This is a genomic window from Saliterribacillus persicus (genome assembly GCF_003337485.1).
GTDB classification, from domain to species: Bacteria; Bacillota; Bacilli; order Bacillales; family Amphibacillaceae; genus Saliterribacillus; species Saliterribacillus persicus.
In genome coordinates this window covers 12151-33616 of record NZ_QPJJ01000007.1, presented here as the reverse complement: position 1 = coordinate 33616, position 21466 = coordinate 12151, and the positions used below count along the sequence as shown (strand labels likewise).

Annotated in this window: 25 protein-coding genes; 6 read left to right on the top strand and 19 right to left on the bottom strand. The window is 35.1% G+C overall.

Going from position 1 to position 21466, the window contains the following annotated elements:
* Position 1 precedes the first annotated feature (1 nt).
* The 3 genes from DFR57_RS09270 to DFR57_RS09260 all read left to right on the top strand — a co-directional run bounded on the left by DFR57_RS09270 (position 2) and on the right by DFR57_RS09260 (position 2504).
* A complete protein-coding gene (locus DFR57_RS09270; RefSeq protein ID WP_114352873.1) occupies positions 2-214 on the top strand; it encodes a hypothetical protein in 213 nt (70 codons plus the stop codon).
* A gap of 100 nt (positions 215-314) precedes the next feature.
* Positions 315-1205, top strand: coding sequence for a PucR family transcriptional regulator (locus DFR57_RS09265; protein WP_114352872.1), 891 nt, complete (start codon positions 315-317; stop codon positions 1203-1205).
* A 198-nt stretch (positions 1206-1403) separates the two neighbouring features.
* Positions 1404-2504: an ABC transporter ATP-binding protein gene (locus tag DFR57_RS09260; protein ID WP_114352871.1), complete on the top strand. Its 1101-nt coding sequence runs from the start codon at positions 1404-1406 to the stop codon at positions 2502-2504.
* Between the two features lie 195 nt (positions 2505-2699).
* Here the strand turns inward: DFR57_RS09260 and DFR57_RS09255 are convergent, their stop codons facing one another.
* Both DFR57_RS09255 and fumC read right to left on the bottom strand, forming a co-directional pair.
* Positions 2700-2900, bottom strand: a complete 201-nt coding sequence (locus DFR57_RS09255) for an alpha/beta-type small acid-soluble spore protein (protein WP_114352870.1) — start codon at positions 2898-2900, stop codon at positions 2700-2702.
* A gap of 89 nt (positions 2901-2989) precedes the next feature.
* Positions 2990-4375 carry a class II fumarate hydratase gene (gene fumC / locus DFR57_RS09250; protein WP_114352869.1) on the bottom strand — a complete coding sequence of 462 codons (1386 nt, stop codon included), beginning with the start codon at positions 4373-4375 and terminating at the stop codon, positions 2990-2992.
* 205 nt (positions 4376-4580) lie between these two features.
* Between fumC and DFR57_RS09245 the strand changes: the two genes are divergently transcribed.
* The gene (locus tag DFR57_RS09245; protein WP_114352868.1) at positions 4581-5498 is read left to right on the top strand and encodes a zinc dependent phospholipase C family protein; all 918 of its coding nucleotides are present in this window, start codon (positions 4581-4583) and stop codon (positions 5496-5498) included.
* Between the two features lie 80 nt (positions 5499-5578).
* Here DFR57_RS09245 and DFR57_RS09240 read toward each other — a convergent pair whose 3' ends face one another.
* The 3 genes from DFR57_RS09240 to DFR57_RS09230 all read right to left on the bottom strand — a co-directional run bounded on the left by DFR57_RS09240 (position 5579) and on the right by DFR57_RS09230 (position 7802).
* Complete coding sequence (locus tag DFR57_RS09240) at positions 5579-6100, bottom strand: CueP family metal-binding protein (RefSeq protein ID WP_114353051.1); 522 nt, start codon at positions 6098-6100, stop codon at positions 5579-5581.
* A gap of 386 nt (positions 6101-6486) precedes the next feature.
* Positions 6487-7293 (bottom strand): M15 family metallopeptidase, encoded by an 807-nt coding sequence (locus tag DFR57_RS09235; protein ID WP_114352867.1) that lies wholly within the window; start codon positions 7291-7293, stop codon positions 6487-6489.
* Between the two features lie 263 nt (positions 7294-7556).
* The gene (locus DFR57_RS09230; protein WP_114352866.1) at positions 7557-7802 is read right to left on the bottom strand and encodes an IDEAL domain-containing protein; all 246 of its coding nucleotides are present in this window, start codon (positions 7800-7802) and stop codon (positions 7557-7559) included.
* A gap of 219 nt (positions 7803-8021) precedes the next feature.
* Between DFR57_RS09230 and DFR57_RS09225 the strand changes: the two genes are divergently transcribed.
* On the top strand, positions 8022-8912 hold the full coding sequence (locus DFR57_RS09225) for a cation diffusion facilitator family transporter (RefSeq protein WP_114352865.1): 891 nt from the start codon (positions 8022-8024) through the stop codon (positions 8910-8912).
* Between the two features lie 24 nt (positions 8913-8936).
* Here DFR57_RS09225 and DFR57_RS09220 read toward each other — a convergent pair whose 3' ends face one another.
* The 9 genes from DFR57_RS09220 to DFR57_RS09180 all read right to left on the bottom strand — a co-directional run bounded on the left by DFR57_RS09220 (position 8937) and on the right by DFR57_RS09180 (position 15706).
* The gene (locus DFR57_RS09220; protein ID WP_245937432.1) at positions 8937-9473 is read right to left on the bottom strand and encodes a GNAT family N-acetyltransferase; all 537 of its coding nucleotides are present in this window, start codon (positions 9471-9473) and stop codon (positions 8937-8939) included.
* 17 nt (positions 9474-9490) lie between these two features.
* A complete protein-coding gene (locus tag DFR57_RS09215) occupies positions 9491-9787 on the bottom strand; it encodes an AzlD domain-containing protein (RefSeq protein ID WP_114352864.1) in 297 nt (98 codons plus the stop codon).
* Positions 9784-10500, bottom strand: coding sequence for an AzlC family ABC transporter permease (locus DFR57_RS09210; RefSeq protein WP_114352863.1), 717 nt, complete (start codon positions 10498-10500; stop codon positions 9784-9786). Before DFR57_RS09210 ends, DFR57_RS09215 begins: the two co-directional genes overlap by 4 nt.
* A 28-nt stretch (positions 10501-10528) precedes the next feature.
* Entirely contained in the window at positions 10529-11284 is a 756-nt protein-coding gene (gene map / locus DFR57_RS09205) for a type I methionyl aminopeptidase (protein WP_114352862.1), read from the bottom strand.
* 183 nt (positions 11285-11467) lie between these two features.
* Entirely contained in the window at positions 11468-11569 is a 102-nt protein-coding gene (locus tag DFR57_RS09200) for a YjcZ family sporulation protein (protein ID WP_114352861.1), read from the bottom strand.
* 108 nt (positions 11570-11677) lie between these two features.
* On the bottom strand, positions 11678-12433 hold the full coding sequence (locus DFR57_RS09195; protein ID WP_114352860.1) for an SDR family NAD(P)-dependent oxidoreductase: 756 nt from the start codon (positions 12431-12433) through the stop codon (positions 11678-11680).
* Between the two features lie 24 nt (positions 12434-12457).
* Positions 12458-13594 carry a trans-sulfuration enzyme family protein gene (locus tag DFR57_RS09190; protein ID WP_114352859.1) on the bottom strand — a complete coding sequence of 379 codons (1137 nt, stop codon included), beginning with the start codon at positions 13592-13594 and terminating at the stop codon, positions 12458-12460.
* A 166-nt stretch (positions 13595-13760) separates the two neighbouring features.
* Positions 13761-14606: a DegV family protein gene (locus tag DFR57_RS09185; protein ID WP_114352858.1), complete on the bottom strand. Its 846-nt coding sequence runs from the start codon at positions 14604-14606 to the stop codon at positions 13761-13763.
* 101 nt (positions 14607-14707) lie between these two features.
* Complete coding sequence (locus DFR57_RS09180; protein WP_114352857.1) at positions 14708-15706, bottom strand: DoxX family membrane protein; 999 nt, start codon at positions 15704-15706, stop codon at positions 14708-14710.
* A gap of 114 nt (positions 15707-15820) precedes the next feature.
* Here DFR57_RS09180 and DFR57_RS09175 point away from each other — a divergent pair, with 114 nt between their 5' ends.
* Complete coding sequence (locus DFR57_RS09175; RefSeq protein ID WP_114352856.1) at positions 15821-16408, top strand: HAD family hydrolase; 588 nt, start codon at positions 15821-15823, stop codon at positions 16406-16408.
* Positions 16409-16449: 41 nt separating this feature from the next.
* On the opposite strand, the gene DFR57_RS09170 is transcribed toward DFR57_RS09175, so the two are convergent.
* From DFR57_RS09170 to qoxA, 5 genes are all read right to left on the bottom strand, one after another.
* Positions 16450-17034 (bottom strand): hypothetical protein, encoded by a 585-nt coding sequence (locus DFR57_RS09170; protein WP_147269782.1) that lies wholly within the window; start codon positions 17032-17034, stop codon positions 16450-16452.
* A 184-nt stretch (positions 17035-17218) separates the two neighbouring features.
* Entirely contained in the window at positions 17219-17524 is a 306-nt protein-coding gene (gene qoxD / locus DFR57_RS09165) for a cytochrome aa3 quinol oxidase subunit IV (RefSeq protein WP_114352854.1), read from the bottom strand.
* Between the two features lies 1 nt (position 17525).
* Positions 17526-18131: a cytochrome aa3 quinol oxidase subunit III gene (gene qoxC, locus DFR57_RS09160; protein ID WP_114352853.1), complete on the bottom strand. Its 606-nt coding sequence runs from the start codon at positions 18129-18131 to the stop codon at positions 17526-17528.
* Positions 18128-20074, bottom strand: coding sequence for a cytochrome aa3 quinol oxidase subunit I (gene qoxB / locus DFR57_RS09155; RefSeq protein WP_114352852.1), 1947 nt, complete (start codon positions 20072-20074; stop codon positions 18128-18130). The genes qoxC and qoxB overlap by 4 nt, the downstream gene beginning before the upstream one ends.
* A 17-nt stretch (positions 20075-20091) precedes the next feature.
* Positions 20092-21087: a cytochrome aa3 quinol oxidase subunit II gene (gene qoxA, locus DFR57_RS09150; RefSeq protein ID WP_114352851.1), complete on the bottom strand. Its 996-nt coding sequence runs from the start codon at positions 21085-21087 to the stop codon at positions 20092-20094.
* Positions 21088-21466: the final 379 nt, after the last annotated feature.

Below are 21466 nucleotides of genomic sequence, written 5' to 3'. Positions count from 1 at the left end.
TATGGCAAAGCCTAGTAGTAAAGAAGAAAGAGATGCCAGAGAAGTTTACGAACTAGATGTTGATCGCATGATCAATGAAGGTATGGCAGGGGGAACTGTTCATAATAAATACGATCAATGGCAAATTGAAGAATCAAGAGAATTACCAAAACAAGAAGAAAAATTTTCCTATAAACCAGAAGATATAAAGCACAGGCACAAAACACACCGTTAATTGGTGTGTTTTTTCTTCAATTATTATCCGTTTACCTTCTTGCTCTTTTAGTTATTTGATATAATGATTAAAAAGCAAATAATGAAAGAGGAATTTACTTATGATCAAAGAATTAGAAGCATTATTCCCCAATTTTATCGAAGCTACAACTGAGACAATGACCAAGACAGAAGGGTACTTTTGGTACTTGACTCCAGATGGATATATTATTGGTATCCCTAATGATGATTTAAGCACAAGGGAACAAAAACTTTTAGAAACTTTTTTAACACCTTACTATGCAAATCAACCACCAACAAATAGTCGTGAAGAAGTATGGATGGACATTTTATTTCACAACAAAATTCCAGATGACAAAATTGATCCTAATACTACAAGTTTTCACTTTGTTTATTTTTCACTCTCTGATGAATCAATTGACCCTGAGTCATTCCGAGAAGCAATCTATGGACTTTTCCCAGAAAAAACTTCGATTCTTTGGGAGAATAATCATGAAGGAGTGATTATTGAGGAACGCCAATTAGCAGAGGAAGATGCGGTATCTTATACCGAGGTAATCGAGGTATTGGTGAGTGATTTCTATATGAATATTCATTTATTTGTTGGTCCTGTCTTACGTGATGTGCAAGAAGCACACCAGTATTATGCATGGATTAAAAAAACCTTCCATCGAACTATAAAACAAAATCATGCTGTTCTCCATTACATTGAAGCAGTTCCTATGCTTTTACTTGGGGATAGCTCTCACGAAGAAAAGCAAGCAATTGCAAGAACAATTCTACAAGATGTAGCAAAAGATGAAGAACTACTTAAAACGATCCGTGTTTTCCTTGAAGCAAACTCAAATACTACCCTTGCTGCTAAGCGAATGTATATGCATCGAAACAGCTTGCAATACCGCGTAGATAAGTTTATCGAAAAAACTGGTATTGATGTCAAACAATTCTCAGGGGCTTTAGCAGTTTACCTTTGTTTATTGCTTAAAGGATAATTATTCCTTTATTTCAACACCTTTTTATAGGCTATTTTTTTACAATAGAGCCCTACAAAAGGTGCTCGGACAACTTCTATGTAACCGTGCACAAACACCAGAATATTTTTTGTGCATGGTTGCTATTTACCTTTTTCAGGATTATGCGTAGACTATGACTTATAGATGAAACGCTTTCAATTACTAGGAGGGAATATAATGGCAGAACTATCACTCAGAAACATTGACAAGATTTATAATAAGGACGAAGGTAAAGCAGTAGACAGCTTCAACCTTGAAATTAAAGACAAGGAATTTGTTGTATTTGTCGGACCATCAGGTTGTGGTAAATCAACTACACTACGTATGATCGCTGGTCTTGAAGAAATTTCAGGTGGAGAATTCTACATTGATGATAAATTAATGAACGAAGTAGCTCCAAAAGACCGCGACATTGCAATGGTATTCCAAAACTACGCGTTATATCCACACATGAACGTGTATGATAACATGGCATTTGGTTTAAAACTTCGTAAGTTTAAAAAGGATGAAATTGAAAAGCGTGTTAGTAATGCTGCAAAAATTCTTGGTCTTGAAGCATACTTAGATCGTAAACCAAAAGCATTATCAGGTGGTCAACGTCAGCGTGTGGCATTAGGTCGTGCGATTGTACGTGACGCAAAAGTATTCTTAATGGATGAGCCTTTATCAAACTTGGATGCTAAATTACGTGTTCAGATGCGTGCTGAAATTCAAAAACTTCACCACCGTCTTCAAACTACAACAATTTATGTAACACACGACCAAACAGAAGCGATGACAATGGCAACACGCCTTGTTGTACTTAAAGATGGTATTATCCAACAAGTTGGTGCTCCAAAAGAAGTTTATGATAAGCCAAACAACATTTTCGTAGGTGGATTTATTGGGTCTCCTGCAATGAACTTCTTTAACGGTACATTAGAAGAAGGTCACATGGTTCTTGGTGACACTAACGTAGAAGTTCCAGAAGGTAAAATGAAAATTCTTCGTGAGCAAGGATATATTGGAAAAGAGGTAGTACTAGGTGTACGTCCAGAGGATATCCATGATGAAATGGTATTCTTAGATGCTAACCCTGGAACTAAAATTAAAGCAACAATTGATGTTGCAGAATTAATGGGTTCTGAGTCTTACCTTTATTCTGAAGTAAATGGTCAAGAATTTGTTGCACGAGTTGACTCTCGTACAGATATCAATGGTGGAGAGAAAATTGATCTAGCATTTGATATGCACAAATGTCACTTCTTTGATAAAGATAACGAACAAAGAATTCAATAATTAATATTTATAGAAGATAGAGAGTGAAGCTTGTAATTCACTCTCTATTTTTTTGTGAGTAGTCATTAGAGTATGAAAACTATAGCTAGCCTACACGAAAAATTATATGGTTTTCACCCAATTGGTCCTTATTTATAAAAAATTAGAGACGTGCAGATTGCACGTCTCTCTTTTTTTATCAATTATTCTATTTTGTTATTGTTGTCCACCTATTTGTTGTTCAGCCATTTGTACCAAACGTTTTGTGATTTCTCCACCAACGGATCCGTTAGCGCGTGCTGTTTCATCAGCACCAAGGTTAACACCAAATTCTTGTGCAATTTCGTACTTCATTTGATCTAGTGCTTGTTGAACACCAGGCACTACTAATTGATTTGAACTGTTGTTATTTGCCATGTTGTATCACCTCCTGTACCACTATTTTGGTCAAAAAGGTGATTCTTATGAGTAATAATCATTAGTAATTTATAGCAAAAATGTTAATCTTATTTTGGATACGTCATTTCTTCTGGTTTAATATAAGAATCAAATTCTTCTGCTGTCAAAAAGCCTAATTCTACAGCTGTTTCTTTTAATGTTTTATTTTCAGCAAAAGCTGTTTTGGCTATTTTGGCAGCATTTTCATATCCGATATGAGGATTAAGAGCTGTCACAAGCATTAAAGAATCATTTAAATTTTTCTTGATTTGTTCATGATTTGGCTCTAAACCTATAACACAACGATCATTAAATGATAGCATACTATCTGCTAATAGTTGTGCTGATTGCAAGAAATTATATGCTATAACAGGTTTAAAAACATTTAGCTCAAAGTTACCCTGACTTGCAGCAAATCCTATCGTTGCATCATTCCCCATTATTTGTGTAGCTACCATTGTAATTGCTTCACTTTGCGTAGGGTTTACTTTTCCAGGCATAATAGAACTACCTGGTTCATTCGCCGGAATAGAAATTTCTCCAATTCCACAGCGTGGTCCACTTGCTAACCAACGAACATCATTTGCAATTTTCATTAAATCTGCAGCAAGTGCTTTTAACGCACCATGTGCAAATACTAATTCATCGTGACTCGTTAATGCATGGAATTTATTCGAAGCGGAAATAAAATCTTTTTTTGTAAAAGATGCAATTTCTTTAGCCACACGCTCTGAAAACTCGGGATGTGCATTTAAACCAGTTCCAACTGCAGTTCCACCGATAGCTAATTCTTTAACTGATGGAATACTTGCATCTATCATTGCTTCCGTTTTTTCGAGCATTCGATGCCAACCACTAATTTCTTGTCCTAAAGTTAAAGGAGTTGCATCCTGCAAATGTGTACGTCCAATTTTAACGACATCGTCAAACGCTTCCATTTTTTCTTTTAAAGTCTTTTTTAATGTGTTTAAAGCAGGAATTACTTGATCTTCTAACTTTAGTACACTCCCAATGTGCAAAGCTGTTGGATACGTGTCATTTGAACTTTGTGACTTATTAACATCATCGTTTGGGTGTAGTACAACGTCACTACCCTGTGCTTTTAACCAATCTGTACCTACATATGCAATCACTTCATTCACATTCATATTTGATTGCGTTCCGCTTCCCGTTTGCCATACAACTAAAGGAAAGTGTTCTTCAAGCTCGCCTGACAAAATCTGGTCAGCCGCATAGCAAATCGCTTTTGCTTTTTCTTCCTCCAATAAACCTAGCTGGCTATTAACAATGGCAGCACTTCGTTTTAAAATAGCAAAACCATCTATTATTTCTTTCGGCATTTTCTCCTGTCCAATTGGAAAATTCTCTTTACTTCGCTGGGTTTGTGCTCCCCAAAATTTTTCAGCTGGAACGTTTATTTCACCAATTGTATCTTTTTCAATACGATAATCCATCATATCTTCCTCCCTAATATAATTCTCCCTTCCCTATTGTATCAAAAAAATTAAAAAGTGTGGAAAAGAAGGTTACGTTTACTTATGATGGTTTTTATTTTCAAACCTAACTCCTTCACAAAATATTGCGAGTTATGGAAACATCTAACAGTCATTTTCTATTATAATTAAGTTATATATCTACAATTGAAAGTGAGGCTATACAATGCCTAATATTTGGACTCATATTCTTTTCTGCGAAGATGTATTAGATGCTGTTAACGCCAAAGAGTATAAAGTAGCAGAGGAAAACTATTTGAATTTAGGGGCGCAAGGACCAGATCCTTTTTTTTATCACCATTTTTTACCTTGGAAAAATGAAAGTAAGATCAATCAATTAGGTACAGTATTACATACAGAAAAGTGTGGAGATTTTCTGATGGAATTAATTATTCAGGCACAGCATGCTAATAAAAATACGAAAGCCTATGTATTTGGATTCTTTACCCATCATATTTTAGACAGAAATACACATCCATATATTCATTATCGCGCGGGTTATGAGAAAAATAAACATCAAAAATTGGAAGTGATAATAGATACTTTATTTATGCAAGGAAGGTATCACCTTAAAACATGGAAAACACCCGTTTGTAAATCCATTGATGTAGGTATGTCATGTGATAAAAATGTTTACAAAGTAATGAATAAAAGCATGAGGAAAATTTATTCAGAAGAAACCAAGGAGCTTTCAAAAGATTATCTACACCTTGCTTATAAGGACATGAAGCATGCACTTCAACTTCTGTATGACCCTATTGGTTGGAAAAATTTTTTATTAGGAAATTTAATATCTCCTTTTTCACACCAGCCTATTTCGGACAATCTAGATTACCTTAATAAAAACCATAAAGAGTGGCGACACCCAGCAACAGATAAACCGTCTTCTAAAAGCTTTTTAGACCTCTATGATAAAGCGCGCACAGAAGGAATTGAAATAGGGTCGTTATTGATGGAATACTGGGAAAATCCATCCACTAATTTAGAAAATAAACTTCGGAAAATTATTGATAATTATTCCTATGATACTGGGTTACCATTAAAAGATAATGCTTCAAATAAATATAGTGATCCTATTGTTTAATAGTTATCAAAAAAGTAAGCGTTCAGATTAATTGTAACCTGAACGCTTTAATAATTTATGATTTAATTGGAATGAAATTGTTAATTTGTCTCTAATTGAATAGTGGTTACACAGGTGTCATCTCCATCAAAGGTAGAAATTTCTGACGTCTGTGATTTACCATCTTTTTCAATGGTTATTTGATAAGTTTTATCTCGCGGCAACCATAAATCAATAAACCCATTATCTAAAGATTCTAATGTCTCATCTACGATTACATTTCCTTCTTCGTCTTCAATATAGACATCAAATTCTTCATTAGCTAATTCACCCATACAACCAGTCAAACTATGAATAGCACATGGATGAGTTTCATTAATGTACGGTGCAATAGAAACAAAAAATTCGTCTTCGGGTAATTCATATGTTGTTTCTTTATTACTTTTTTGTACAATTAACTCTTTTGAATTAATAGAAGCAGCCTCCGCGGTCAAATTATCCACGCTATAATCATGCACTAAATCTTTAATATTTTTCGGTTCCTCTGTAGTTTCATTATCCTCTAGATCAACAACTACAATAAATATAACCAAAGCAGCGATTAGAACTCCAACCGCTAACATTATTTTTTTTAACATTTATTATTCTCTCCTTAGTTCAGTATGGTAAATAATATTTCACGGCACACATTACGTGCAATCATTCACAATATTATTTAATTTTACCACATAATACAAATATTAAAAACTAATTTTTTAACTTTTTTCTTGAATTATATTAAATACAATAAAAGGAAAATAATCGTCTTAATTTGAAGATAAAAACGTGAACCACCTATTTATATTTTTAAGTAAGCTTCAAATGGTTCACGTTAGGTATTAGACGTTTTAATGGTCGAATAACTAATAATTGGCTCTTAATAGAAGCTTGATTTACATAAACTTAGTAAGTTTATTGCTTCGATGAAATTATTTTTGTAATTGAAAAATAGTTAGGAGTTATAATTCATTCATGGCACTAAACCAAAATATTCCTCTAACGTTAACTCCGCTTCATGAATAGCACTCGCTATGTTTTTTCCAACATAACGAAGGTGCCATGGTTCATAACTATAACCAGTTATTGCACTTTTCCCTTCAGGATAGCGAATAATAAAACCATATTCATGCGCATTATTGGCAACCCATTGACCTTCAGGAGTTTGTTTAAATGTTTGTTCTAACGCAAAAGCTTCAGCTGCAGTTGATACATCCATCGCAAGTCCCGTCTGATGCTCACTGGTACCTGGTCTAGCTGAAAATTTATCTGTCTCTTCTTGTCCTCGTGTGGCAACATTATGTTCATATATTTGTTTTTGCCTTTCATAAGATCTATACCCAGATACAGCATGTAAATCTAACCCTACTTGTTTACTTGCTTCAAATAAATCTTCTAATGCCCTTGCTGCTTCTTCTCGTAATTGACGTTTAGGATCATTCGGATCAAATGGAAAAGGAACATCTGGTATGACCAAATCATTTGGTGTATATCCATCTGGTAGCTTCCTTTGTTTGTTAACTACAACTTGTAAGCTTGACGGGTTATTAACTACTGTTAAACCGTCACTATCTACAACTGTTTCTTCTTGCTCTACTTCTTCATTTTGCTCTGTATTTTCATCTTTCTTAATAAGCTTTAAAGTTTCAGGTATTTTCTTTTCTTGTTTTTCAACCATACTTTTTTTCATATCTTCTGTGGCTTTTATATTCTCTTCACATCCAATTAAAAAAGAAGATAGAATTAAAAATATACCACTTGTGATCACAAACTTTTTCATGAATATTTTATCCTCTCATTTTGTCTATCTTTTACTATAACATAGTTAAATTAGGAAAAACATATTCAAAAGTTCTCATTTTAAATCTTTAAAAAGTAAATTATTATTCGACATTGAAGAATCGTTACATTTTTTAGCATACATCGAACCTTTGAACATAAATTTTAAAATTTTCTTGCCCACAAAAAAAAGAGAAAACTGTCAAAAATGACGTTTTCCCTCTATATACTTACTAAGATGCTTACCCTTGGATGTACTAAGTATCAGTATTCCCAAATGTAACTATTATAAGATTCGCTTAATTCTTTAAATTTTTCTTCATTTTTCTCATCAATGGACTGGTTGATATCTTCCTCTAAGCGTGCATGATTCCAACTAAAACATAGCTCATCAAGTATAAGCTGTGACGCTAGCTTAATTTCATAAGAAACTTCTCTTTTTGCAATCAATTTAAGATGCTTGTTACTCGTAAAAGTTCTTAACCTATAATTTACTTTTTGTTTTTTCATGGAACACGCCCCCTGTTCCTTTATTTTTATTATCCTAGATTTACAGCAGGATTGCAATCATTTTATAAAAAATATTCTGAATATTTATAATACACTTCCCTTATTTTGGATAAAGTAAACCATATATACTAATTAAATATTAAATTTTTAAAACTAGACGAAGAGACAAGCTTTTGATACGCTTTACATACTCTTTTAATTCGATTAGGAGCTTTCAAAATGAACCAGTATGAAAAATATAAAAAAGCTGAAAAGGGTGCATGGCTTAGTATTATTGCATATCTTATTTTAGCTACAGTTAAAATTACGATAGCAGAGGTCGGAAACTCAGCCGCGCTAAGAGCAGATGGGTTAAATAATACGACTGATGTCATCGCTTCTGTTACTGTTTTGATTGGACTGAAAATTTCTCGTAAACCTCCTGATAAAGACCATCACTACGGACATTTCCGTGCAGAAACGATTGCCTCTCTTGTAGCTGCATTTATCATGGTTTTCATTGGTTTACAGGTTATTGTGGAAACATTCCGTTCGATTATAAGTGGCGAGTATCATCAGCCTGATATGCTAACAGCATGGACGGCTGTAGCAGCTGCTGTTGTGATGTTTATCATTTACCGGTACAATTTACGTCTTTCAAAAAAAGTTAACAGCTCCGCACTACATGCTGCGGCTCAAGATAATAAATCAGATGCTTATGTCAGTATTGGTGCTGCTATAGGGATATTTGGGGCTCAATTGCATTGGTACTGGCTAGATCCTTTGGCGGGATTCATAGTAGGACTAATCATTTGTAAAACAGCTTGGCACATCTTTTGGGATGCTACCCATACTTTAACGGATGGATTCGACGCAGATGAACTAGAAACAATTAGAGAAAGCATTGGCGCTCACCCTGAGGTAGAAAGCGTAAAGGATATAAAAGGTAGATTGCACGCCAATCAACCACTTATTGAGGCGACTATTTATGTTGATCCAACTTTAACGGTACAAGAAAGTCACGATATATCTGATGAAATTGAAGAAACACTTCAAGCTGATCTTCACGTTCCACATGCACATATTCATATTGAACCATTTAATCAATCCATAAAAAAAGAGCAAGAATGATAAAATTCATCCTTGCTTTTTTATTTATACTTTTAAATTGTTTAATAATTTTCTAATATCCTTAAATCCATATGCTGTTTCCTGATATGTACCCTCACCAATAGTTGTAGCTTCTTCCTCTATTTTTTCAGCACCATATTTAATGTAGAACTGATTCGATGGATTCTGCGTTAACACCCACACAAGAAGAGAACGGTAACCAAGCTTGTCCATTTCTTCTGCGAAAGTACGCAATAACTCTCTTCCCATACCTTTTTGTTGAAACTCCGGAAGTAAATAGATCGCGTATATTTCCCCGTCAATTCCAAATCTTTTCGTTCTTTCACTTCCACCAGAAATAAATCCAATTATCTGCCCAGCTACTTCCATAACAAAGACAGGTTGGCGTTCTTTCGGCAGACTTAAAACAGTTTCCCAAAGTGTTATCCGATGATCAACGGTAGTATTAGAAATATCTTGCTCATTAATTAAATCTTGATAAGTAGCTTTCCAACTTTGTACGTGTACTTCAGCAATTGCCACTTTATCTTCTTTCGTGGCTGCTCTAATCTTCTGTATCATCATTTATTCTCCTTTTCTTACAAGCTAGAGATTAAAAACACAGTTGCAATGGCTCCGCACACAACAAGAATGATGTGCATTCGAAAATAAGACAAAAGAATTGCAACAACCCCACCAGCTATTCCAGCAAAGGCATTGTTTGGTATAACTCCCATTATACCAGGGAAAATTAGGGCGCCGAGGGCAGCATACGGAATCGCCTCTAACATTTTCTCCATCCATTTTGGAAAAGTAACTGATTCTACGATGAAAACTGGAAGAATGCGAGGTATAACCGTGACAAGCGCCATGCCAATAATAATTATCCAGATCACGCTTGTCCCTCCTCCCTAAGCACAAATACTCCGGCTATGGCACCAACAATCGTTCCTAGTACGATCGACCATCCCTGTCCGAGATACGGAGTAGCAATAAAATTTGACACCATAGCAATAACTGCAATGATGACAATCTTCGTTTCCTTGCGAATAGAGGGTACTAATAAGCCGATAAACATTGCATATAATGCGACACCCATACTTTGACTAAGTGAGTGTGGAATCACATCTCCAAGTAAGCCGCCTAATAAAGAACCGAGTACCCATGATAAATAAGCTGATAACATCATCGTCAGATAAAAATACTGTCCATTTTTGTTATTAAATTGCTTTCCGTATATGGAAGCAACAGAAAATGTTTCATCCGTGAGTCCCATTGCTAATGGCAGCTTCCACTTTTTATCAAATATTCTAATGCGATTCATGAGCGATAAACTCATAACAAAATGTCTAAAATTCAACACGAAGGTAGCAATGATGATTTCAATTGCACCTGTTCCAAGTCCGATCATGCCAGCTCCCATAAACTGCGCAGCACCAGCATACACTAAGAGACTCATGCCAGTTAATTCCATTAACGTTAAACCAGATTGCTTAGCAAGAACCCCATACGCAATCGCAATTGGAAGATATCCAACTACTATAGGCATGCCTGCTATCAATCCATCACGAATAATAGCTCTTTTGTTTCTTTCAAATGACGTTTCCATACCATTTACCCCTTTGACTTATCAACCCTTATACTTCATCTTGATCTGTTAGAATTAATGGCTTATCCTTTTGGATTACAATGGTATGTTCAAATTGAGCTGACCTTCCTCCATCTATCGTACGCGCCGTCCACTTGTTATCATCCATCTTACTTTGCCATTTACCTTCATTTAGCATTGGTTCAATTGTGATAACCATACCTTCCTTTAAACGAGGACCTTTTCCAGCTAATCCGTAGTGTGGGATATGAGGAGGCTCATGAATGGTCGGACCGATTCCATGACCTGTAAAATCGCGAACAACACTAAACCCTTCTGCTTCAGCATACTGTTGAATCGCGTGTCCAATGTCACCGATACGATTACCAGCTACTGCTTGCTCAATCCCTTTATAAAGTGATTCTTTCGTTACGTCTAGGAGCTTCTTAGTTTTTTCATCAGGGTCGCCTACTACATAGGTCCAAGCTGAATCTGCTAACCCGCCTTTTAAATTAAATACCATGTCAATGGTAACAATATCACCTTGTTTTAATTTCTCATCACGAGGAAAACCGTGACATATCTCATCATTAATGGAAGCACATGTTGCATATTCATATCCGTTATAACCTTTTTGTTCTGGTGTAGCACCATTTTCTTTTAAAAATGACTCTACAAAATCATCTATTTGTTTAGTTGTCACACCCGGTTTCATTCTTTTTGCAATTTCTTTATGGCAGGAAGCCAATAATTTTCCCGCTTCATGCATCATTTCTATTTCACGTTTGCTTTTTCGAGTAATCATATTCTTCTTCCTTTCTATCTAAATCGCTACAAATCAAACTGTAAACTTGAATTCCTTAGTCATTTTATCACATTTAGAACGAAAATGAATCAGCTATGCTTTAATATGTAAGTACTACATTAGGCAGAAGAATAGCTGATGAGAAAAAATATACTCATCAGCTAGTTTCTTCTTAGCTATTAATTAATAAGATCCATAGCCCCAAGAAGCGCCTATAATGATTAACAAGATAAACAACACCACGATTAAAGCAAAACCAGAGCCGTAATTATAAGTTGCACCCATCTCTTAATCCCTCCTTTTGTGATTCACTTATAACGTATGAATTTTATATAAAAAGGTATGGGCATATTCAAAAATGGGTGTTTAACTATATCAGACTCTCTATCCTATTCATTCTTTTACATAATCATGAATGGAATAATATTCTCCATTTTTTAATTCGTTTTCGTTTTGAAGTATTTTTACTAATACTTCTGCAACGATATTAGTATTTCTTAAACGATTTTCGATTTTTAATTGTTTGAAATTCTCCACCTCTTTAAATTGAGATGTATCCGCAGAACGAATTTCTCCTTGCATTCCTGTATCCATAATACTAGGATCAAATAAGATGATCTTATGTTTATTCTCTAATTCTTCCTGTTCTATTGCTACGGTATCAGAATAACGGTCTAACGCAGCTTTTGTGCTTCCATATGCACTCCAGCCATAAACCGAACGATTAGCAGCTCCTGAGGTTATATTTGCGATTTTTAAGTCTATATTATCTCCCCAAACATTTAAGAAATGATTGGTGAAAAGCATCGGTGCTAATAAATTTACATGTACATGCTTCTTTAAAGAAGTAGTAGACTGTTTGCCTACTTGCTCAATCGGCTGCACGAGCGCTGCGTTATTAATGATTACACATTCCGATATTAGATCATAGTTTAAATTTGAGGTAAATGCTTTTAGCGTTTTTTCCGTTTTATCAACCTCAGACAAATCTAATGAAATATGGTGGTAGCTACCTTTTGCATGATACTTATTCAAATCCTTGTTATCACTTCTTGCAAAACCCACAACCGTGTACCCAAGGTCCATTAACAGTTTTGCAGTAGCTTCTCCTAATCCCTTTGATGTACCCGTTATAAGTGCTAATTTCATGATTTCATCCTCCCTTATTAAATTCTATAATTTAGCCTTTTCAATGGCATTTGAAAAAGCTTCTATAATATCCGTAGCATCTTCTATTCCAACTGAGATTCGCACTAAACCTTTTGTAATTCCTAATTCTTGTTGTGTATCTTTGCTTAAATTACGGTGTGAGGTTGCAATTGGATAAGAGACAGAAGTTTCTACTCCCGCTAAAGTTGGAACAATCTTCACCCATCCTAGGACTTTAAAAAATGTTTCTACATTACATGATTCAGTTATATCAATCGATACAATGGCTCCATTTCCTTTTTCAGAAACATGTTCAGGATAATATACTTTATCAACTAATGAATGTTGTTTTAATGCATCAGCAAGCTTCTGTGCATTTTTCACATGTCTCTCCATCCTTACGCTTAAGGTTTTTAAACCTCTTACTGTTAACCATGCCTCCATAGGACTTAAAGCAGTGCCTAAATTTACACCTTTTTGTTTCGCATGTGTAATAAGTTCTTCATCACCTACCAGCACGCCTGCTGTGATATCACTATGCCCTCCCAAATACTTTGTCGCACTGTGGACAACTAAATTGATTCCAGTTTGATAAGGATTTACAAGATAAGGAGTGGCAAAAGTGTTGTCAATCATTGTTTTTAGTTTGTGCTTTTTAGCAATTCTTACAATATACTCTAAATTTTCTACACGAAGTAATGGATTTGTCACCGACTCAGAATATAATAGGACGGTATTTTCCTCAATAGCTGCTTCAAAATCTTGATTAAAGTCTTGAAACGTTACAGATATTCCGAAATCAGGTAACTCTTTAGCAAACAATTCATAGGTGCCACCATAGATATCACTAGAACAAAGAATGTTATCTCCTGCTTTTGCAACAGACAGAATTCCAAGCAAAATAGCAGATAGCCCGGAGCCGCTTGCTAACCCAGCTGGCGCGCCTTCTAATTCTGCTACTGCTTCAGCTAATTCGTCTGGATTTGGATTGCCTACTCTGGAATATAAATATTCTTTTTCTCCAGCATAAAATTTTTCAATGTCATCGAGATCCTTGAATTTAAATGCGGATGTTTGATAAATTGGGGTGGTTTTACTATGTAAGTCTTGATTAAATTTTTTTGATAAATGCACAGATTTTGTATCAAAAGCTTGTCCCATTTGTAACTTCCTCTCTTTTTTCAATCAAATTATTCTTATCTATACTTTACATTAAATATTGTCACTTTCCAAGATTCGTGCTAAAACCGTATTGAGCTTCTCTATTTTTAAATAAAAAGAAGATAGTCTCACCTATAACGGTTTGACTATCTTCTGATATATATGTTTATTTACTGCGCAGCCATGAGATACACATGGTTCCATGACCAGTATGAACTCCGGCCACAGGGACTAGAGTTTGCACGCGAACTTTAAGATTTTGATGTATTTGTTCAATCTCTTCTTTCCATTTATGCGCTTGCTCTTTTACACCCGCATGTGAAATAGCTATCTCTTTGATGCTATGCTTTTTAATTGCTTCTTCCATTAATTGAATAACTTTTTTCTGTGCGCGTTTCTTAATCCGTACTTTATCATAAATAATAACTTTACCGTTATCAAAGCCGAGGATTAGGTTAATGTGGAGCAAGCTAGCAAAAATAGACTGTGTCGTGCTCACACGCCCACTCTTCTTTAATTGCTCTAAATTAGCCGGTAATAAAAACATTTCACCTAATTCTGGATAGGTACGCATTACCTGAATAACTTCTTCATAGGATTTGCCTTCTTCAAACAACTGAATTCCATTTTCTATCATTTTACCAAGTGCATAATCGCCTATTTTCGAATCAATTACTTCCACTTCAAAACCAACCATTTCTGAAGCACTAATCGAGCTTTGATAGGTGCCTGTTAATTGACTAGACGCGTGAATGGCAATCGCACCATCATATTCTTCTTTTAATTTTTCATACAGGGTTACAAAATCACCATATGCTGGCTGACTTGTTTTTGCATTATCCCCATGTTGTTTGAGTAATGCATAAAATTCATCTTTTGATAAATCAATATCTTCTTTATACGTCTTACCATCTACAATTACATTTAAAGGTAAAATATAAATGTCATGCTTATCTGTGAAGTCTTTGGACAACCCACATGTACTATCTGTTACCCAAGCTATTTTTTTCATCACTATGCCCCATTCCAACTGATTTATTTCTTACGCATCAGAATTGTATAGATACGTATATTTTACTTTATTTGAGCTTTACTGTAAAATTTTTCGACATATTATGCAAAACGATAATATACTAATAAAAAGGTAGCTAATACAAAAATAAAATTAAGAAAAACAAAAATCATTTGATCCAATTTCGTTCTGTGCATTTTAATCGGTGGATGATAAAAGGAAACACCTTCAATGATGAAAATGATAAGCACAATATGAATCATCGCATGTCCAACAATTTCAGTTGCGCCAAATAGCATGGTAGTCAGAATAAAAATAACAGTAACCACTAAGCCTAAAATCCTGTTTAGAATTCCCACTACTAACAAATAACCAACAATAAATTCTACGAATGCGGCCATGATGATAAATGTGACTGGATCAAACCCAAAGGTCGGCACACCATGATTTGCTACTATGTCAATTGTCATTCCTGGATAAACCCATTTTTCAACTGCCACCCAGCAAAGACTTAAGCCTGTACCAAGGTATAGAAATGGAAATCCCCATCCCTCTATTTTCGTACTTCCAATTAATAACACAAAGATGATGGCTACATAAAAACCATAATCGAGCATATAAAACCAGCCATATTCATTCCATAGACTAATAAAAAGCCCAAGCATCAAAGCAGCACCAATTTTTGTAGCAAAATGATGTGGAATTAATAAAGCTACAATTATCCCTGCCATCACGATAGTTTGCCACATTTCTGTTATGACAAATTCAGGTGCAAACATGCTACTGGATAAAAGTTGTATAATAAAAGCTAAAGCCGTTCCATATTTTAAAATATATCTGGAATACTTTCTTAAATTATTCAAATATTTATCTAGTTTATCTGCCCAAGGTATCCGTAATAGATGATCCATTACTTGTGACAATACAGCTAAAACTATTGCTACAATTAATGCAAATGTAAGGAAGAAGGGTGACAATATCTCCTCGATCGGTATTTTTTCAGCAGGTACCTTTGCAAACCACTTCACATGTGCAAAGGCTGTAATCGGTGTTGCTAGTATGAGAGCAACTATAAATGTAACCATTTTTTTATTTATCATGTTAAAAACCTCTTTCTCTCTTTATTTCCTATCTTTGAATTATGATAGATATGGTTGCGATTAACAAGTATTTTTTATACATATTTAAAATTATTAGAAAAAGGTGGCTATATTATGAACAAAGAGATTGCACTAGTCTTAGATGTAGGAGGAGTATTAGCTAAAAACCTTGATCAATTTTGGATAGATGTTTCAACAAAAAGCTCTATTAATTATACAGAAATACGATCCCAATATAAAGTAGAGATCAATGATAGCCTGTGGACTGGAGCGTGTACCATCGATAGATTTTTCAGTTGGCTTTCAAGTATTACGAGTTTATCCATAATTGATTTAGAGGAAACATTAAAATCATGTTTAACAGAACTTCCTGCTATCCGATATTTACCTGAATGGTCCAAGTTTGCTTCGGTCCATATTTTAAGTAACCACCGAAAAGAATGGTTGGAAAACATGCTTCATCCTTATCAATCTTATATTTCTAGTCAAACAATTTCTTCAGAAGTTGGTGCCTTAAAACCAGACGAAATAATATTTCAAAAAGCGCAAATGAATTTTCCTAATGCTAATATAATATTATTTGTAGATGATAAGAATACGAACTTAGCTACAGCTAAGTCATTAGGATGGAAGACAATCGAAGCGGATGAAAAACAAAACTGGATATACCTTGTAAATAACGCACTAAAAAAAGATAGCTAAGGATATTAGGTCCCTGCTATCTTTTTATTATTTCTCTATTATTACTCCGCATCTTCCGGGTATTGAATGCTTTCGATTACCTCTCCTGTTTTAGCATCTTCAATTGTAAGGGTCATCTTAGCTTCCTTCTCTTCTATAACCTGAGGTAACAATCCCTGCATCCCTATACTTTTAATCGTAAACTCAGCCAAACTTCCTTCAAATTTCGTTGCATCAACTTTTACAATAAGCTCCGAAAAGGAATCATTCATTGATATATCCTGTACCGAGGGATATACTTCCTTATCCTTTAACGCTTGAAGCGCTCGGTCCATTTGTGAGGTGATGCCTTTCTTCAGTTCATCTACTTGTGTTTTACTCATTGTATACGTTAGGCTACCATCTTTATTTTCAACTACTTCCTTCAGTCCCTCTGCTTTGGCCTGTGCCTGAGGTTCTTTCATATCTTGTCCTATAACTGCTGCAATTTCAGCGGGAATTGTTAACGTCGTCTCTCCACTATCTAAATTCTCACTTGCTACTTTCGCCTCGATCTTTTCGATTGTTTCACTTGAGCTATTACTATCTCCCATACCACATCCAACCAAAGTTAATACACTCAGTCCTACTACAACCAGTTTTTTCATTGGTAGTGCCTCCTTTTTCATTGGATAAGTCTCCTTTAAGCATACCATATTTTTCCTAATCAGATAGATTCAATTTCTGTAAGTTTTCATGTGACTTAACCGCTCACTGCTACCTACACTATGGCCAAAATAGCGCAAAAAAATACCTGCTCTGTAAACACAAGAGCAGGTAGAATTTCACTTATTAATGAATAGCAGAGTGACCACTAGTTAATACCCAAATGGATCCAAACACAATTACTAAGGCTAAGAAAATACTATAAATAATGTTAATAACATTTAGCATGCCTTCCTTACCTTCTGTAATATGCATGAACATAAATAGCTGAATAAGCGCTTGGAAAATTGCTAGTGTACCAATCACCCACATGATAACTGTTTTTGAAAAATCTGTCTCAAAGGCAATAAATACAGCAAATAACGTTAATAGAATGGAGAGCACAAAGCCAATTAAATGGTTCCAAGGAAATCCGTGTTTTACTGTAGTCATCCTACATCACCATTCCTTTCAAATAAACAAACGTAAAAATAAATATCCATACGACATCTAAAAAGTGCCAATAAAGGCTTGCAATAAAGAATTTTCGTGCTGTTACTTGGGTTATTCCTCTTTTAGCTAGCTGAATAAGCAACAACGCAATCCAAACGATACCAAAGGATACGTGTGCACCATGTGTACCTAACAAGGTAAAGAATGCAGCTGTAAAACCACTTGTTTGTATTGTCGCACCTTCATGGATATAATGGATAAATTCATTTATTTCCATATATAAAAAGCCAAGTCCAAATAGTAAGGTAATTATAGTCCAAAACATCAGACCGTTTTTACTGTTGTTTCGCATGGCATGTATAGCCAAACCACATGTGAAACTACTTGTTAATAAAAGAAAGGTTTCGATTAAGACATCTTTTAAAATAAAAATCTCATGACCGACTGGTCCTCCCGCTGTATTGTGTTCAAGCACGAAATATGAAGCAAACAACGTAGAGAATAGAACAATTTCAGCACCAAGAAAGATCCAAAAGCCGAGAATATTCATTTGATTTTGATTTGTTTGATATTCTAATGGTACATTCGCACTTGTGTGTGCCGTCATTTTAAATCACCTCTCCATGCTCTTTCTTCTTCCTCTAACTCTTCCACTGGTATATGGTACCCTTCATCATAGTCAAAACTATTTGCTACGAGCCCAATAATAATACCTATAGAAGAAATTATCGCTAAAGTGAACCATTCAAATACTAAGAAGAAACCTACCACACCAAATGCAACGCCTAAAAAGATCGGTGTCCATGAATTACTTGGCATATGCACGGGTTTTAAATCTGATTTTTTCAGACCTGTTTCCCCTTTTTTCTTCATATCCCAATATGGATCTAAACGTGTTACTTCAGGTATTTTAGCAAAATTATAGTGTGGAGCTGGTGTTGCAGTAGCCCACTCAAGTGTACGAGCGTTCCAAGGGTCATTTCCGATATCTCTTGGTGCATAACGGAAGCTCCAATAGATGTTATAGCAAAGTGCCGCAAAACCTGCAGCCATAACAATAGATCCTACTGCTGAGAAACCTAACCAACCTTCCCAGCCTAATCCCTCTGAATAAGTGTACATACGACGAGACATTCCGTCTAAACCAACAAAGAACATCGGCATAAATGTTAAATTAAACCCGATTACAAACAACCAGAAATGCCATTTACCAATTTTTTCACTTAATTTAAACCCAAACATTTTTGGCCACCAATAGTAAAGGCCAGCAAATACAGCGAACACAACACCAGGAATTAAAACATAGTGGAAGTGTGCTACTAAAAACATAGTATTATGGTATTGATAGTCTGCTGCCGCCATAGCTAGCATTACTCCTGTTACCCCACCAATAGTAAAGCAAGGAATAAATGCCAACGACCAAAGCATGGCATTCGAAAATTCAATTCGACCCTTTCTAAGTGTGAAGAGCCAGTTAAAGATTTTAACACCTGTCGGAATAGCAATCATCATCGTCGTTAAGGAAAACACGGTATTTACCGATGCACTATTTCCCATTGTATAGAAATGGTGTACCCATACAAGCATACTTAAAAATGCAATCCCAACAACAGAAAATACCATTGATTTGTACCCATACAAATTTTTACGGGCAAATGTTGCGATTACTTCTGAAAACATACCAAACGCTGGTAAAACTACAATATATACCTCAGGATGTCCCCATAGCCAAAATAGATTCAGCCATAGCATTGGATCTCCTCCAGCTGCAACTGTGAAAAAGTGTGTGCCAAATAACCGATCTAACGTCATATAAGCTAAGGCAACCGTAAAGATAGGAAATGCCGCTACGATAATAATAGACGTTACAAGAGATGTCCATGTAAACATTGGCATTTTCATCCATGTCATACCTGGTGCTCTCATTTTTACAATCGTTACGATAAAGTTAATACCCGTTGCTAAAGTTCCGATACCTGCTATTTGAAGAGCTATCGCATAATAGTTATTCCCAACACCCGGTGTAAATTCTTTACCTGCTAGCGGGAAATACGATGTCCAACCCGCGTCCGGTGAACCACCAATAACAAACGATACATTAAATAACATCGCTGCTACAAAAAACAACCAAAAGCTTAGCGCGTTTAACTTTGGAAAAGCAACGTCTCGTGCACCGATTTGAAGCGGGATAACTACGTTCATAATCCCAATTAACATCGGCATAGCCATAAATAAAATCATAATCACGCCATGCGTAGTAAAAATTTCATCATAATGCTGAGCATCTAAAAATTCTAGGTTAGGTCTAGAGGTTTGAGCTTTCATCATTAATCCATCTACCCCACCACGGAAAAACATGAGTACCCCTGCAAGAATATACATGATACCAATTTTCTTGTGATCTACCGTTGTAAACCACTCACTCCATAGCCATTTCCATCTTTTCAAATATGTTACAAGTGCGATAAGCCCTATCATTGTTAAGCCTATTGCAATCTGAGATGCTAATATTAACGGATCACCTGTTACAAAAAATTCATCTAATGACATATCACTCACCACCTATCTTATTGGTCATGTCCACTATCTCCGTGAACATCCGCTTCTTCTTCTGTCTCTACTTCATTTGTATCCTCTTTATTTTCTGAATCCTCATGTCCATCTGTTTCTTCATGTTCTTCATCCCCATGCGTGATTCGGTATAGTTCGGAATCAATATACTGATCTGAACCACCATGCGCATGATCAATCCAATCTAAGTGAGTGTTATTAAAGGTCATTCTTCCAATAACACCAGGCTTTAATATTTCAGCATACTTTTCTTCTTCTAATGGGTCAGCTGTATTTTTCACTTCTTCTACCCATTCATCAAAGTCACTTGGTGATTGTGCTAAGACTTCAAATTCCATATGAGCATAACCCTTACCATTAAAGCTTGTATTTCTTCCCATATATGACCCTGGTTTATCTGCAACCAAAAATAAATTGGTTTGCATATTTGCCATTGTATATTTTTGCCCGCCTAAAGAGGGAATCCAAAAAGATTGCATCGTACCAGCAGAAGTCATTTTAAATTGAATTGCTCTATTAGCCGGTATATTAAGATAGTTTACTGTTTCGATATCTTGTTCAGGATAGCTGAATATCCATTTCCAATCTGCAGAAGTAACGTGGACAACAAGCGGATCTTGATCTTCATACCCTTCAGGGATATCTTCCACCTCATAAATCGTAATTGCTGTAGGAATCATTAAAGCAATAACAATTAGAACTGGAATAACAAACCAAATGATCTCTAAAACATGACTCCCTTTTTCTTCAGGAGGTTCATAATCTTTATTATCTGGACGCGCACGGTACTTCCAGACAATTACACCAAATAGTAAAAATACAACAAGCACTATAATAGCCATAAAAATAATGGAAAACAAAATTAAATCTGTTAAACTCCGTGCAATTGGCCCTTGAGGATCAAAAACTACTAATTTAGATTCACATCCTGCTAAAAATAGGGGCATACTTAATAGAAGCAAATAGTACATACCTTTTTTAAATTTAAGCATCGGTTAACTCCTCTCTTCTCCTTGTTCTCTATTCAAAAAAATTGTTTTACTCTCAATTACTAGCAAATTAAAACCTTTTTCTTTTACTTTTAATAATGAAAAATCTGTCTAGCGATGTTCTTCAAAAAGGAAAATTCTACTTTATATACTTTATTGTTTAATATGTGTATAAACCTTAACCGGACTGTTATTTATTTTCACATATAAATTTGATGAAAGTATGAATATTGAATACTTGTCATAAAATGTTCACATATTCACGAAAGCTAATAGACACGGATTATTTTGCTTTTAGTAAAATAATAGCTAGTCAATACATTTTACTAATGCCATGTTTTTCTTTAATATCTAAATAGAAACTACTTCAAAAAAATGAGAG

Excerpts from the sequence above, each read along its gene's own strand:
- map (WP_114352862.1), bottom strand. The coding sequence starts at position 11,284 with ATGATTACTCGAAAAAGCAAACGTGAAATAGAAATGATGCATGAAGCG.
- DFR57_RS09170 (WP_147269782.1), bottom strand. The coding sequence starts at position 17,034 with ATGAAAAAACTGGTTGTAGTAGGACTGAGTGTATTAACTTTGGTTGGA.
- DFR57_RS09225 (WP_114352865.1), top strand. The coding sequence starts at position 8,022 with ATGAACCAGTATGAAAAATATAAAAAAGCTGAAAAGGGTGCATGGCTT.
- qoxC (WP_114352853.1), bottom strand. The coding sequence starts at position 18,131 with ATGACGGCACACACAAGTGCGAATGTACCATTAGAATATCAAACAAAT.
- qoxA (WP_114352851.1), bottom strand. The coding sequence starts at position 21,087 with ATGCTTAAATTTAAAAAAGGTATGTACTATTTGCTTCTATTAAGTATG.
- DFR57_RS09265 (WP_114352872.1), top strand. The coding sequence starts at position 315 with ATGATCAAAGAATTAGAAGCATTATTCCCCAATTTTATCGAAGCTACA.
- qoxB (WP_114352852.1), bottom strand. The coding sequence starts at position 20,074 with ATGTCATTAGATGAATTTTTTGTAACAGGTGATCCGTTAATATTAGCA.
- DFR57_RS09235 (WP_114352867.1), bottom strand. The coding sequence starts at position 7,293 with ATGAAAAAGTTTGTGATCACAAGTGGTATATTTTTAATTCTATCTTCT.
- DFR57_RS09175 (WP_114352856.1), top strand. The coding sequence starts at position 15,821 with ATGAACAAAGAGATTGCACTAGTCTTAGATGTAGGAGGAGTATTAGCT.
- DFR57_RS09230 (WP_114352866.1), bottom strand. The coding sequence starts at position 7,802 with ATGAAAAAACAAAAAGTAAATTATAGGTTAAGAACTTTTACGAGTAAC.
- DFR57_RS09200 (WP_114352861.1), bottom strand. The coding sequence starts at position 11,569 with ATGGGTGCAACTTATAATTACGGCTCTGGTTTTGCTTTAATCGTGGTG.
- qoxD (WP_114352854.1), bottom strand. The coding sequence starts at position 17,524 with ATGACTACAGTAAAACACGGATTTCCTTGGAACCATTTAATTGGCTTT.
- fumC (WP_114352869.1), bottom strand. The coding sequence starts at position 4,375 with ATGGATTATCGTATTGAAAAAGATACAATTGGTGAAATAAACGTTCCA.
- DFR57_RS09185 (WP_114352858.1), bottom strand. The coding sequence starts at position 14,606 with ATGAAAAAAATAGCTTGGGTAACAGATAGTACATGTGGGTTGTCCAAA.
- DFR57_RS09255 (WP_114352870.1), bottom strand. The coding sequence starts at position 2,900 with ATGGCAAATAACAACAGTTCAAATCAATTAGTAGTGCCTGGTGTTCAA.
- DFR57_RS09180 (WP_114352857.1), bottom strand. The coding sequence starts at position 15,706 with ATGATAAATAAAAAAATGGTTACATTTATAGTTGCTCTCATACTAGCA.
- DFR57_RS09220 (WP_245937432.1), bottom strand. The coding sequence starts at position 9,473 with ATGATACAGAAGATTAGAGCAGCCACGAAAGAAGATAAAGTGGCAATT.
- DFR57_RS09210 (WP_114352863.1), bottom strand. The coding sequence starts at position 10,500 with ATGGAAACGTCATTTGAAAGAAACAAAAGAGCTATTATTCGTGATGGA.
- DFR57_RS09195 (WP_114352860.1), bottom strand. The coding sequence starts at position 12,433 with ATGAAATTAGCACTTATAACGGGTACATCAAAGGGATTAGGAGAAGCT.
- DFR57_RS09245 (WP_114352868.1), top strand. The coding sequence starts at position 4,581 with ATGCCTAATATTTGGACTCATATTCTTTTCTGCGAAGATGTATTAGAT.
- DFR57_RS09270 (WP_114352873.1), top strand. The coding sequence starts at position 2 with ATGGCAAAGCCTAGTAGTAAAGAAGAAAGAGATGCCAGAGAAGTTTAC.
- DFR57_RS09190 (WP_114352859.1), bottom strand. The coding sequence starts at position 13,594 with ATGGGACAAGCTTTTGATACAAAATCTGTGCATTTATCAAAAAAATTT.
- DFR57_RS09260 (WP_114352871.1), top strand. The coding sequence starts at position 1,404 with ATGGCAGAACTATCACTCAGAAACATTGACAAGATTTATAATAAGGAC.
- DFR57_RS09240 (WP_114353051.1), bottom strand. The coding sequence starts at position 6,100 with ATGTTAGCGGTTGGAGTTCTAATCGCTGCTTTGGTTATATTTATTGTA.